The 12492-nt window shown below is 67.9% G+C and carries 10 protein-coding genes; 3 read left to right on the top strand and 7 right to left on the bottom strand.

Annotation, left to right across the window (positions count from 1 at the left end; translation table 11 throughout):
* Positions 1 to 74: 74 nt before the first annotated feature.
* The 5 genes from dnaB to rpsF form a co-directional block, all read right to left on the bottom strand.
* Complete coding sequence (gene dnaB, locus ACNJ7K_RS07180) at positions 75 to 3299, bottom strand: replicative DNA helicase (RefSeq protein ID WP_487041416.1); 3225 nt, start codon at positions 3297 to 3299, stop codon at positions 75 to 77.
* Positions 3300 to 3768: 469 nt separating this feature from the next.
* On the bottom strand, positions 3769 to 4224 hold the full coding sequence (gene rplI, locus ACNJ7K_RS07175; RefSeq protein ID WP_026061132.1) for a 50S ribosomal protein L9: 456 nt from the start codon (positions 4222 to 4224) through the stop codon (positions 3769 to 3771).
* Between the two features lie 17 nt (positions 4225 to 4241).
* Positions 4242 to 4484, bottom strand: a complete 243-nt coding sequence (rpsR, locus tag ACNJ7K_RS07170; RefSeq protein ID WP_006550800.1) for a 30S ribosomal protein S18 — start codon at positions 4482 to 4484, stop codon at positions 4242 to 4244.
* Between the two features lie 41 nt (positions 4485 to 4525).
* Positions 4526 to 5044, bottom strand: a complete 519-nt coding sequence (locus ACNJ7K_RS07165; RefSeq protein WP_064062336.1) for a single-stranded DNA-binding protein — start codon at positions 5042 to 5044, stop codon at positions 4526 to 4528.
* Between the two features lie 64 nt (positions 5045 to 5108).
* Entirely contained in the window at positions 5109 to 5396 is a 288-nt protein-coding gene (gene rpsF / locus ACNJ7K_RS07160) for a 30S ribosomal protein S6 (RefSeq protein ID WP_006550802.1), read from the bottom strand.
* Positions 5397 to 5550: 154 nt separating this feature from the next.
* Between rpsF and ACNJ7K_RS07155 the strand changes: the two genes are divergently transcribed.
* Genes ACNJ7K_RS07155 through ACNJ7K_RS07145 form a run of 3 tightly spaced genes read left to right on the top strand, consistent with a single transcriptional unit; the run spans position 5551 to position 7885 of the window.
* Positions 5551 to 6891 carry a glycosyltransferase 87 family protein gene (locus tag ACNJ7K_RS07155; RefSeq protein WP_487041415.1) on the top strand — a complete coding sequence of 447 codons (1341 nt, stop codon included), beginning with the start codon at positions 5551 to 5553 and terminating at the stop codon, positions 6889 to 6891.
* Complete coding sequence (locus ACNJ7K_RS07150; RefSeq protein ID WP_487041414.1) at positions 6891 to 7478, top strand: GNAT family N-acetyltransferase; 588 nt, start codon at positions 6891 to 6893, stop codon at positions 7476 to 7478. Before ACNJ7K_RS07155 ends, ACNJ7K_RS07150 begins: the two co-directional genes overlap by 1 nt.
* 26 nt (positions 7479 to 7504) lie before the next feature.
* Positions 7505 to 7885 carry a DUF2752 domain-containing protein gene (locus tag ACNJ7K_RS07145; protein WP_487041564.1) on the top strand — a complete coding sequence of 127 codons (381 nt, stop codon included), beginning with the start codon at positions 7505 to 7507 and terminating at the stop codon, positions 7883 to 7885.
* A 3-nt stretch (positions 7886 to 7888) separates the two neighbouring features.
* Here the strand turns inward: ACNJ7K_RS07145 and ACNJ7K_RS07140 are convergent, their stop codons facing one another.
* Together ACNJ7K_RS07140 and ACNJ7K_RS07135 are read right to left on the bottom strand one after the other, a co-directional pair.
* Positions 7889 to 8446 (bottom strand): hypothetical protein, encoded by a 558-nt coding sequence (locus tag ACNJ7K_RS07140; RefSeq protein ID WP_159417161.1) that lies wholly within the window; start codon positions 8444 to 8446, stop codon positions 7889 to 7891.
* A 122-nt stretch (positions 8447 to 8568) separates the two neighbouring features.
* Positions 8569 to 12387 carry an nSTAND1 domain-containing NTPase gene (locus ACNJ7K_RS07135; protein WP_487041413.1) on the bottom strand — a complete coding sequence of 1273 codons (3819 nt, stop codon included), beginning with the start codon at positions 12385 to 12387 and terminating at the stop codon, positions 8569 to 8571.
* Positions 12388 to 12492: the final 105 nt, after the last annotated feature.

The raw sequence follows: 12492 nt of genomic DNA, 5'->3' as shown, positions 1-12492 counted from the left end.
CGTCTTTCGCCGAAGGTTCACGTCCTCGGGACACGATCTGTCGCCCCGGCCGCCGGGCGGGGCGACAACTCGTATCAGCCTCGCGCCATGTCCACGAACCGCGACAGGTGCAGCTGGTGCGCAACGGTGATGGTCGCGGTCGGGCCGTTACGGTGCTTGCCGACGATGAGGTCGGCCTCGCCACCACGCGGGTCGTCGCGCTCGAACGCGTCGGGGCGGTGCAGCAGGATGACCATGTCGGCGTCCTGCTCGAGGCTGTTGTGCACCGCGATGCCGTCGGCGACGAAATTGTGTGTGCCGGGCACTGTTCCGTCGTAGACGTCCTGCTCGCCGAGACTCGTGACGGAGACGATCTCGTCCCAGAACACGTTGTTGGTGGCGACCATGTCGATGTCGGCCGTGTCGAGGACATCGGCAACCCGGGCGAGCCGCGAGCGTGCACCCTCGGTGGTCCGCGGGATGGCGGACGCGACCGGCCCGATCGGGGCGAGTTGTTCGACGGCGAGAAGTTCGCCGAGCTCGGCTTCGATCTCGGGGGTGACGGTGTCGGGGCTGTGCTTGACGAGCTTCGGTCCCAGTTGCGCCAGGACCCACTGCGCCGCGGTTCCGTGCTTGCCCACGTCGTGGAGGAAGACCGCCTGGTTCTCCGCTCCGGTGACCGTGAGGTCCCAGCCCTCGCCGGCATCGGTGATCCGCGCGAACACGCCGATGCGCAGGAGCAGGCGCGCGAGGTCGTCGGCGAGACGACGATCCGCCGACCGGTAGCGGACGACGGCGCGGGCAGCGCCTGCGTCCCATGCGACCTCACCGCTGTCTTCCCAGATGTGGCAGACGAGTTCGGCGACCTGTTCCTTGGGGAGCGAGAACGCGCGGGTGGGGATCAGCCGGCCGGCCACGGCAGTGTCCGCGAGAGCGGCCACCTCGTCGTCGGATGCGGGTATCACGTCCAGGGGTGCGGGCACCGCACGCGGCACTGCGACACGCTCACCGGCGACCAACTCGCCCAACGGCATCCAGCCGTCGATGGTGAGGAAGGGATGGTTCGCGGTGGCTTCGACACGACGCCCCGAGGCCAGCTCCAACCGGAAGACTTCCTTACGGCCGCTGGGGAAGACCTTCACCATCGGCCGGACGACCATCCGCATGCGTTCGTCGAGCGACCACACGAGGGGCTGTTCGCCCGACTCGAGCAGCTCGCCGAGCGTGACCTCGGCACCGGTGTCGGCGCGCATGATGCGCGTGGACGCCGGCAGGCAGCCCGACTCACGGAGGTCGGAGACCTGCGGCCGCTTGTCGGTGCGCTGCTCGGGACCACGGTTGAGCTGACACACCGCGACGACCGGAACCTCGAGTTCCTTCGCGAGAAGCTTGAGGCTACGCGAGAATTCAGAGACCTCCTGCTGACGCGACTCGACCTTCTTGCCGGACGACATGAGCTGCAGGTAGTCGATGACGATGAGACGGATGTCGTGCTTCTGCTTGAGCCGCCGCGCTTTTGCACGGATCTCCATCATCGTGAGGTTCGGCGAGTCGTCGATGAACAACGGCGCCTCGCTGATCTCACTCATGCGACGGGCGAGACGCGTCCAGTCGTCGTCGGTCATGCGTCCGGATCGCATGTCGCCGAGCTTGATCTTCGCCTCCGCGGACAGCAGACGCATGACGATCTCGGTCTTGCCCATCTCGAGCGAGAAGATGACCGAGGCCATGCCGTGCTTGATGGAGCACGACCGCATGAAGTCCATGCTCAGCGTGGAGTTGTGCGTGGGCACCATCGCGCGACCCGCGAGGTACATGTGGTCGCCGTCGACCTCGACGCACCGCACCGGGACCGAGGGAACCGGGCGGACGGCGACGATACGGCGCTCCCGCGACGCTGCGGCACGGCATTCCTTGTGCCGCACGGCCTTACTGGGCAGGACGAAGACATCGTCGTCGGTGGCGAAGGAGATCTCGGTGCCGTCGAGCACCGGTGCGTAACCGAGGCCCGACAGGAGTTCGGCGACGCCCTGCGCCAGACGCTCGGACGAGCCGACGAACCGGATGGTGCCGTCGTCGTCGATCTCTCCACCGGCGTCGAGCAGGCCCGCGAGGAGTTCGCGACGCTGCGGTTCGGATGCCCGCTGGTACTCGGCGGGGATGTGTGCGCCGAGCGCGACGAGGGCGCTCGTGAAACCACCTTCGCCGTCGATACGCATGTGCAGTTCGGGATCGGACGACGGTCCGCCCAGCCACGCACCGAGCGTGAAGGGGGAGACGGGCAGCTCGGCTGCCGGGAACGACAGTGCCTCGGTGTTCGCGACGGTGTGCCCGGCGTCGGCGGAGGCGGCGAGTTCGCCCGTGGTGCGGATCGCGCCGTCGCCGGTGCGCCACTGGTGCTGCTCGTCGGCGACGATCACGGTGCCGTCGGAGAACACGACGTCGAAGCACGGACGGCCGTGCATGACCTCGGTGGCGGCGAGGACGCGGGTGGGACGGCCGTCGGCACCGAGGAGTTCGTCGCCCACACCGACCTCGCCCATCGTGGTCCAGCCGGTGGGCGTGGGCAGGGGAGTGTCGAGGGCGAGCGCCTTACCCACACCGGGACGCGCGGCGACGATGATCATCTGGCCGGCGTGCAGCCCGTTGGTGAGCTCGTCGAGTTCGGCGAAGCCGGTGGGCACGCCGAGGGAGATACCGCCGCGGCTGGCGATGGAGTCGATCTCGTCCATCGTGGGCTGCAGGAGCTCTTCGAGCGGCACGAAGTCTTCGGTGGTGCGTCGTTCGGCGACCTCGAAGACCTCGGCCTGCGCGCGGTCGACGATCTCGGCGACGTCCTGGCCGTCGGCGCCGGCGTAGCCGTACTGGACGATGCGGGTGCCCGCCTCGACGAGACGGCGCAGGACGGCCTTCTCGGCGACGATCTCGGCGTAGTAGCCGGCGTTGGCCGCGGTGGGGACGGTCTGGGTGAGCGTGACGAGGTAGGCGGCTCCGCCGAGACGCTTGAGTTCGCCGCGCCGGTCGAGTTCGGCCGACACGGTGACCGGGTCGGCGGGTTCGCCGCGGCTGTAGAGATCGAGGATCGCGTCGTACACGGCCTGGTGGGCCGGGCGGTAGAAGTCGCCGGGCCTCAGCACTTCGAGGACGTCGGCGATGGCGTCCTTGCTCAGCAGCATGCCGCCGAGCACGGACTGCTCGGCTACGAGATCCTGAGGGGGCTGTCGACCGAAGTCTCCACTCGGTTCCTCGGGAGGTCCCGAATATTCGGGATTTCCACGATCGTCAACGACGGCCACTGCAGTGCCTGCCTTCCTCCACATGTCCCCGTCCGGCGCGCTGTGCTCCGGCGGATACCTGCACGCACTCCCGGTGTCGGTACCCGGGGTTTCGTGTCCGGTTCTACTCGCCCCTACCGACATCCTGTGTGTGGAGTCGTGCGCCCGACGTTAGGGATCGGGATGACCCTCCACAACTCGGGTTGTGCACACAGTTGGGGATGAATTGTGGAAAGAGGAGGACAGCCTTGTGCACCGGATGTGCACAACCTGGGGACAACACATCTCACATCTCCCATAACTGCAGGTAGGAGCGGAAAAACGCCTGTTCACACCTGTGGAGAAAAAGAATTTCGGCGTGTCGGAGGGCCGGGCGTGTTCACCCATTCGTTCCCCGAACGACATTCCGAGGAGTCACAACGGTGTGGTTTACCCCCCGGTTTATCCACAGGCTGTGCACAGACGACGAGGAGCCCCACGCCGACCAGGCGCGGGGCTCCTCGGGGGGCCGGAATCAGGCAGCCACGACGTTCAGCGTGAACTTCGCGGTGACATCCGGGTGCAGCTTCACGACGATCTGGTGCTTACCGGTCGCCTTGATGTGAGCCTTGGGCAGCTCGACGATGCGCTTGTCGACAACCGGGCCACCGGCAGCCTTGAGAGCACCGGCGACATCGGCAGCGGTGACCGAGCCGAACAGCTTGCCCGAGTCGCTCGAGGTCTTGACGCTCAGCGAGACGTCCTCGAGGCCCTCGATGGCGGCCTTGAGCTCCTGGGCGTGCTCGAGGCCACGCACGGCGCGAGCCTCCTGAGCACGGCGGATGCCCTCGACCTGCTTCTGGGCACCACGGGTGGCGACGATCGCCAGGCCGCGGGGCAGCAGGTAGTTGCGGCCGTAGCCGTCCTTGACCTCAACGGTGTCGCCAGGCGCACCGAGGTTGTCCACGTCAGCAGTAAGGATGAGCTTCATCGTGTCCCTCCCTTTCCTCAGCGAGTCGTCGAGACGTAAGGGAGCAGAGCCACCTCACGAGAGTTCTTGACAGCAACAGCGACGTCGCGCTGGTGCTGCACGCAGTTGCCGGTGACACGGCGAGCGCGGATCTTGCCGCGATCGCTGACGTACTTGCGCAGCAGCGTCGTGTCCTTGTAATCGATCTGCACGTTCTTTTCCTTGCAGAAGGTGCAGACCTTCTTCTTCAAAACCTTCTCGCGCGCGGGCGACTTAGGCATGGTCGTTCTCCGTAATTTTGGATGTTCCGATCGAGGTCGGATCAGAACGGAGGCTCGTCGTCCCCGGAACCACCGAAGGAGCCCGACTGCGGGGCGTCGCCCCACGGGTCGTCTCCGCCGACGTTCGCGTTCTGAGCGGGACGGCCACCGCCCGATCCACCGGAGGAACCACCGAAGCCTCCGCCACCGCCACCGCGACCGGCCTTGGTGACCTTGGCCGTGGCGTAACGGAGCGAGGGGCCGATCTCGTCGACCTCGAGCTCCACGACAGTGCGCTTCTCACCTTCACGCGTCTCGTAGCTGCGCTGCTTGAGCCGGCCCTGCACGATCACACGCGAGCCGCGAGTCAAGCTCTCGGCCACGTTCTCCGCTGCCTCACGCCAGATGTTGCAGCGCAGGAACAGAGCCTCGCCGTCCTTCCATTCGTTGGACTGACGGTCGAACACGCGGGGCGTGGATGCAACGGTGAAGTTCGCAACCGCAGCACCCGCGGGGGTGAAACGCAGTTCGGGGTCGGCGGTCAGATTGCCGACCACGGTGATGACGGTGTCGCCTGCCATGTGGTTCCTCCTGCAGTGTGGGGAGTCCTGATGCGCCAGAGCCTACGGCCCGGCGCCGACAGGCTCACTTGCCGTGGCGCAGAACCTTGGTGCGGAGCACCGACTCGTTCAGGCCGAGCTGGCGATCCAGCTCTGCAACGGCAGCAGGCGTCGCGCTGATGTCGATCACCGCGTAGATGCCTTCGCTGTTCTTGGCGATCTCGTAGGCGAGACGGCGCTTACCCCACACGTCGACCTTGTCGACCTTGCCGCCTTCCTGGCGAATGACGTTGAGGAACGTCTCCAGCGAGGGAGCGACGGTGCGCTCGTCCAGGCTGGGGTCCAGGATGATCATCAATTCGTAATGACGCATAAGACCTCATCACCTCCTATGGACTGTGAACGGTCACGGACGTTCCGTGACAGGAGGGTCGTTGCGTCAGCAACCCATGAAGGGTACACGACGGCCCGGCGACCAGCGAAATCGCCGACCGTCGCGGTCAGGGGTTTTGTCCTAGGGTGAGGACATGCGCACGAGCTCCGGGACCGTCTCGCTCGTCGCCGTCCTGACGTGCGCGGTGATGATGTGGTTCGGCTACCTGAACAAGGCCCGGTGCGCCGGCCCCACCTTCGACGCCGAGGGCCGCACGCTGCGGTTCGAGGACATCAAGGACGCGGACGTCTGTTATTCCGATATCCAGCAGTTGTGGATCGGCCGCGGCATCAACCTCCACCTCTTCCCCTTCGTCGACGGGGGCATCACCTCGTCGGGAGCGCTGACCGGGGGCACCGTCGAGTACCCCGTGCTCAGCGGGGTGCTCATGTGGATCGGGGCGATCGGTGCCCACACCGATGCGGAGTTCCTCCTGCAGTCGGCGTGGTTGCTCGCCCCCTTCGGGCTGATCACCGCGTGGTTGCTCGCTCGGATGGCGGGGTGGGCAGCGCTGACGTGGTCGCTCACGCCGCCGCTCGTGCTCTACGCCTTCCTCAACTGGGACCTGCCGGTCGTGGCGGTCACCGTCGCCGCCGTCGCGGTGCTGACGATCGAACGCTGGTCGCTGCGGACTCGCGGAGTGGTCGCGGCGGTGCTGCTGGGCGTGGGCTTCTGTCTCAAGCTCTATCCGGGCATCTTCGTGCTGCCGCTCATCGCCTATGTCCTCACCGGCGGGAGCTCACCCGACCGGAAGCGGGACGTCCCCGGCGCCCTCGCCGTCGCGGGCACGGCGGCAGCGACGGTCGCCGCGATCAACCTGCCCTTCGCGATCCTCGGCTACGAGGGCTGGCGCGCGTCGTTCGCCTTCCAGCAGAACCGGGAAGCGGACGGGACCAGCAACTCCATCTGGTACTGGGGTCTGCGGCCGTTGATGGGCGGCTACCAGGAATACGAGAACACTCCCCAGTACAACGAGCTGGTGGCCCAGTTGTCGCCGACGCTGGTCGCGCTGTCGTTCGCGCTCGCTCTGTGGTTCGGATGGCGCCGATACCTCCGCGACGGCGTCTATCCGTGGCTCGGGACCGGGGCCGCGATGCTGTGCGGGTTCATGCTCTTCCACAAGGTGCACTCACCGCAGTACACGCTGTGGCTGCTGCCACTGCTGATCCTGCTGCGCGTGCCGTGGGGTCTCGTCGCCGCTTATCTCCTCGCCGACCTCGCCATCGGCATCGGCATCTTCCGGTGGTTCGCCGCGACCGCCGGCGAAACGGACATGGCCCTGCCGCTCACGCTCGTCCACATCGGAGTGTGGGGACGCGCGGTCCTGCTGGTCGTGCTGTTCTTCGTCTTCCTGCGCGTCGCGCCCCGAACTCCGTGGCAGCAGACGGAACGAACGGACTACGCTCGCCGTCCGACGACGACCGGGAGAACGTGATGAACGACAGTTGGACGGAACATCCCGTCCTCGAGGGTCCCCGTATCCGGCTCGAGCCCCTCACCGACGCGTACGCCGAAGGGTTGCTGGAAGCCGCCGACGATCCCGACACGATTTTCGCCTGGGCGCACCTCGTGATCCGCGACCTCGACGACGCGCGCACCTTCGTGCGCGAGGCGGTGGCCGATCCGTCCCGGTTGCCCTACGCGATCGTCGACAGGACGACCGGTGAGGTGCTGGGATCGACGTCCTACTACCTGCTCGAACCGGCCCACCGCACATTGGTGATCGGGTACACCTGGTTGTCGACGCGAGTGCAGCGCACCCACGTGAACAGCGAGTCGAAACTGCTTCTGCTGCAGCGCGCATTCGACGACCTCGGGGCCGTACGCGTGACGTGGCACGCCGACGAACGCAACACCCGTTCGCGCGACGCTCTGCGCCGGCTCGGCGCCACCGAGGAGGGTCTGCTCCGCAAGCACCGCAGGCGCCGTGACGGCAGCTGGCGGACCACCGCCCTGTTCTCCCTCACGGACGACGAATGGCCCGGGGTGCGCGCCCGGCTCGAGGAGCGCCCGGTGCGATGAGGACGAGGCGCGCGCTCGCAGCCCCCATGGCGATCGCCGTGGGTGCGGTCGCGGTGTGCGCAGCGGTGGCGTGGGCCGACCCGACCACGCCGGGTGGGGTCATCCCGCCGTGCCCCACCTATTCACTGTTCGGAATCCTGTGTCCCGGTTGCGGTTCGTCACGGATGTTGTACTCACTCGTCCATCTCGACGTACCGGCAGCGTTGCACTACAACGCCCTCGGTCTCGTCGCGCTGGCCGTGCTCACCGTGGTCTTCGGTCTGTGGACGTGGGGCCGGGTGCGGGGCACACCGATGCCGCGATGGACGCGATACCGGTGGACCCCGCACCTCGTGCTGGCCCTGACGGCGGTGTGGTTCGTCGTGCGCAACATCCCGGTCGCGCCGTTCACCGCCCTACGGATCTGACCGTCAGAGGATCGGGCAGTTGACCAGGTAGTCCCAGTCCGTCCCGGGATCACCGGTCACTCGGACGAGAACCGAGGTCGCGCTCCCGGCCGGCACGTTCACCACTGCCGATCCGGTGCCTTCGTTGATGCTGTCACCGATACGACCGGTGTCGTAGATCTGGGAACCCCCGTAGAACACCTGGATCCGGTCGGGAACGTCGTAGGTCTCCCAGTCGAGCAGGAACGACGTGGGACCGCTGCGACCCAACTCGTGGTAGGTGCTGGTGACGCCTTCCCCTCCCGACTGCCGCGACTGGTTGCACTGCTGTGTCGTCGGCAGCGACGATCCGTTCTCCAGGATCACGCTGCCCAGATCGATCGCACGGGCCCCCAGATCCATCACGCTGCCGGGCAGTTCGGACACACTGCCGGGCAGATCGGCGACACTGCCCGGCAGATCGTTGCTGCCGGCGCTGCCGGTGGGAGCGGCCGAAGCGGCAACGGGCGCACCGAATGCGACCGCCGCCACCGTGACCGCCGTCAGAACCGCGCGCAGACCCGACCTGCGAATACGAGACATGCTTCCTCCGATGATCGATGCGTTGAATCCCCCATGAGGGACGTTCCCACACCGCGCGGCCTGGGCGTATCCTGCAATCGGATGAATCCGGCTCGGTCGGAACATCTTCCGTCCCTTCCGATTCACGCCGTGTCGCCGCACGGCGGCCGGAAGGGAACACCCGGCAGATGCCGTTCCCATTCGTCCTCGGTCACCGGAGTGCCGACGGTGGAACACAGTGTCGCCTCGACGGTCTCGGGGTCGAGTTGCCACAGTCGCACGGAACGGTCCGGACCGCCTCCGACGAGCACCGCTCCGTTGTGCGCGAAGGTGGCGTCGTAGACCCGGCTTCCGTAGGCGGCGAGCACCGCGTGGGTGGTGGGGGAGTCCGGCCGGGTGACGTCCCAGATCCACGCCGACCCGTCGCCGACGCCGGCCGCGAGACGATTCCCGTCGGGGGAGAAGTGCAGCGAATACACCGCGTCCGCAGGCCCGGTGATCCGCGCCAGTTCGCGCGGGGCGGCAGGGTCCGCGACATCCCACAGGCGCACACTGCGGTCGGCGCTCGCGGCGGCGAGGACCGTTCCATCGCCACCGAACGCGACCGTCTGCGCCTGACTCTCGAACCCGGAGAGCTCGGAGATCCGCGTCGGGTCGGCGGGATCGGAGAGATCCCACAGTTCGACGAGGCCACCGGCGCTCGCCGCGGCCACGATGTCGGCAGTGGGATGCCACGACAGCATGTACGGATAGTCGTCGGCCTCGAAGGTGCCGACGACGCGCGGAGCAACCGGATCGGAGGCGTCGACGATCGCGACCTTCGCGTCCTCCGTCGCCGTTACCGCGACGACGGGTCGGTCGGGAGCGAACTCGACCACTCCGACGACGCCCGCGACGACGCCCTCGGCGGTCCCGACGAACTGCGGCGCCGCGGGGTCCGTCAGATCCCACAGGTGCACGGATCCGCCGGATGTTCCCGCTGCAGCGAGCGATCCGGTCTTCGACAGCGCTGCGGCACCACTGAACCGGTCCTCGACGGGCGGACTCAGGGACGGTTGTTCCGCCGCCGCACCGGGATCGGCGATGTTCCACAGCGGCAGGGCATTCGACCGTCCCTGACCGAAGAGGGCGAGGGTGCCGTCCGCATCGACGGGAGTGACGTAGACGGCTTCGTCCGCGGGCAGGACCGGGCCGGGCACCGGCCACCATCCCACCGAACCGTCCAGTGCCGCGGTGAGCACTGCGCGACCCTCGTCGGTGAAGACGACCGAGGTCACGGGATTCGAACCGGGCAGTGTCGTGGTCGATTCGGCGGCGTCGGGAGTCGTTCCGTCCGCCCAGATGCGGACGGTGTTGTCGGAGCTGCCCGCGACCAGGCGACGACCGTCCGGAGCGAACGCGACGGTGTTGACATAGCTGGTGAATCCTTCGAGGGCGGCCAGGGGCACGGGTACCGCGGGATCGGCCATGTCCCAACGCAGTACGTGGCGACCGGTGGTGCCGGCCGCGACCGTGCGACCGTCGGGCGAGAACGCCACCGACAGAAGATGTTCGGTGCCGCCGTCCGGCGGTGTCTCGAACACCGGTCGGGTGCCGGCATCCTGCGTTTGCGCGTCCCACACCCGCAGCGACATCTGCCTGCCGGCCACGACGAGCCATCGGCTGTCGGGCGAGAAGGCCGGGTACACAGCACCTTCGGCCGGATGGTCGAGTGAGGACAGTTCTCTCACCTCGTCGGCATTCGTGTTCCATCGCAGCACTGTGCCGGAGCCCGTCCCTGCCACGAGTTGCCTTCCGTCCGGAGAGAATTCGAGGGAATATGCCGTGTGGTCGGAGTTCGCGAGCACCGCCCGCTGCTGCGGCGAGGTGCGATTGCGGATGTCCCAGAGCCAGATTCCGCCCTGCCCGCCCACCGCGACGGAGTCGCCGTCCGGCGACACGGCGAGCGCATAGAGTTCGCCGGCGCCGTCCCCCGCACCGAATTCCGCGGTCGGGGTGATCGACGGTCCGGTCTCACCCACCGCCCACAACCGCACCGTGCCGTCGGATGCGGCACTGACCACAGTGCTCCCGTCGGGTGTGCTGCGTGCCTGGAGGGGGCCTGCCGGTCCCGTCAGACGCACGGGGGTACGCACACCGGTGGTGTCCAACAGCGCCGAGCGCGCTTCCACGGTGTCGGCGACGCGGTAGCCGGCCAGCGCGAACTGGGCGGCAAGGGCGGGTTCGGTGGCCGACAACTGCGACGAGACGGTCGCGATCTGGCGCGACATCGCGTCGTCGCGTGCGCGCTGGGCGTCGGCGCGTTCGGTGCGCGCGCTGATTCCGGCTGTGGTGGCGACGACCACCAGTACGAGGGCGATCACCGCCGTCACGGTGAGGGCGCCGACGAGCCGCCGGAGCATCCTGGTCCGGCGGCGCTCCGCCTCGACTTCGGCGTCCCGGTGCGCGAGGCTCCGGGCGAGGAACTCCCGTTCGGTGTCGTTGAGCGCGTCGGCGTTGTCGTCGACGCGACTCCAGTCGTCGTGGAGGACGAGCCTGCCACCGCCGAGCAGGGTGGTGTCGTCGCGGTCGCTGTCCTCCCACACCTGCGCGGCGCGGGTGAGTTCGCGATGGACCGCGAGGCCCGCCCGGTCGGCGTCGATCCATCCGCGCAGCCGGTCCCACGCGGTGAGGAGGACCTCGTGGCTCAGCTGGACGGAATCCTCGTCGACCGTCAGGAGCCGGGCGTCGGCGAAACGGTCGACGATCTCGTCCACGGCGTCGACGTCCCCGAACGCCAGTTCGCTGCGGGGAGTGCGTCGTCGTGTCTGGGTGTCGTCGTCGACGTTGACGAGACGCAGGAACACCCGGCGCGTGAGTCGCTGCTGTTCGGGGGTCAATTCCGAGTACAACTCCTCGGCGGTCTGCTGGACCGCGCCGGAGATACCGCCGACCGCGGTGTAATCGGCGACGGTGAGCGTCCGGCGCTCGGCCCGCTGCCACAGCCGCAGCAACGCGTGGGACAGCAAGGGGAGTGTGCCGGGCTCGTCCTTCGTCCGCGACGCGCGGGGAGAGAGATCGGTCAACAGCACCTTCACCAGCTCCGGTGGAACGGTCACCCCCGCCTTGGCCGCCGGTTGCACGATGACGGATTCGAGTTCGGCAGCCGACATGGGACCGACGACGACGGGCCCGGACTCCAGGATCGGTACGAGGTGCGGTTCCCGAGCGGCGAGCCCGTAGAAGTCGGCCCGGAGCCCGAGGACGACGACGATGTCGTCGGACGGCTGCGCGAGGTGTTCGAGAAAGTCGTGGCGGTCTTCTTCCTCCCCGGAGGTCCACAATTCCTCGAACTGGTCGACGACGAGAACGGTCGGGTGATCGACGTCGAGAATGCCGGCGAGTTTGTCCGGTCCTGCCGACGCGGGGGTCAGGACGACAGGTTTCCAGTCGCGGAGATCGGTCTCGTCGGAACCGACGGCGGCCGCGACACCGGCCCGCAGCAGAGACGACTTGCCCGCACCGGAGGGACCGACGACGAGGATCACCCTCGGACCCTGCCCGGCGACCGCGGCGCGGATCCGGCGGAGAACGTCCTCGGTGATGTCGTCGCGGCCGAAGAACCACTCGGCGTCCTCCGCCTCGAAAGAGGACAGACCGCGATAGGGGATCGGGCCGGTGTCCCGGCGCTTGGTCCGTGCCTGCCGGGCGCGACGCGCAGCCGCGATCCAGGTGTCCGCCTCGATCTCGTCGGCGACCCCGCACGCCGCGAGCACCGCGCGGAAGGCGGGCTCGCTGGCGCGGGTCGGCAGGTGCTGTCCGGAGAACCATCCGGCGACCGTGCCGTGCAATGCGCCGGACGCGTCGACGACATCGCGGATCGACAGTCCTGCTCGGGTTCGCAAGGCGGTCAGGGCCCGGCCGAACTCGGCCCGGGAGGTGATGGAGGTCGGATCGGCCGCCTCCACGGTTGTTTCCGTCATCTACGGTTCCCTCGGGAAGAATCTGCGTTTCCGCAGGTCAACGATGTATGGCTGTACGGATTTCGTACGGGATCACGCGCGGGCGTAGGTCTTCGCACCGACGGC

The sequence above is a fragment of the Rhodococcus shunpengi genome, assembly GCF_048381395.1.
Lineage (GTDB): Bacteria > Actinomycetota > Actinomycetes > Mycobacteriales > Mycobacteriaceae > Rhodococcus.
This window is presented reverse-complemented; position numbering and strand designations above follow the sequence as displayed.

Bases quoted from the DNA above. Each gene is read 5' to 3' on its own strand.
- dnaB (WP_487041416.1), bottom strand. From the start codon at position 3,299: ATGTGGAGGAAGGCAGGCACTGCAGTGGCCGTCGTTGACGATCGTGGA.
- rplI (WP_026061132.1), bottom strand. From the start codon at position 4,224: ATGAAGCTCATCCTTACTGCTGACGTGGACAACCTCGGTGCGCCTGGC.
- rpsR (WP_006550800.1), bottom strand. From the start codon at position 4,484: ATGCCTAAGTCGCCCGCGCGCGAGAAGGTTTTGAAGAAGAAGGTCTGC.
- ACNJ7K_RS07165 (WP_064062336.1), bottom strand. From the start codon at position 5,044: ATGGCAGGCGACACCGTCATCACCGTGGTCGGCAATCTGACCGCCGAC.
- rpsF (WP_006550802.1), bottom strand. From the start codon at position 5,396: ATGCGTCATTACGAATTGATGATCATCCTGGACCCCAGCCTGGACGAG.
- ACNJ7K_RS07155 (WP_487041415.1), top strand. From the start codon at position 5,551: ATGCGCACGAGCTCCGGGACCGTCTCGCTCGTCGCCGTCCTGACGTGC.
- ACNJ7K_RS07150 (WP_487041414.1), top strand. From the start codon at position 6,891: ATGAACGACAGTTGGACGGAACATCCCGTCCTCGAGGGTCCCCGTATC.
- ACNJ7K_RS07145 (WP_487041564.1), top strand. From the start codon at position 7,505: ATGGCGATCGCCGTGGGTGCGGTCGCGGTGTGCGCAGCGGTGGCGTGG.
- ACNJ7K_RS07140 (WP_159417161.1), bottom strand. From the start codon at position 8,446: ATGTCTCGTATTCGCAGGTCGGGTCTGCGCGCGGTTCTGACGGCGGTC.
- ACNJ7K_RS07135 (WP_487041413.1), bottom strand. From the start codon at position 12,387: ATGACGGAAACAACCGTGGAGGCGGCCGATCCGACCTCCATCACCTCC.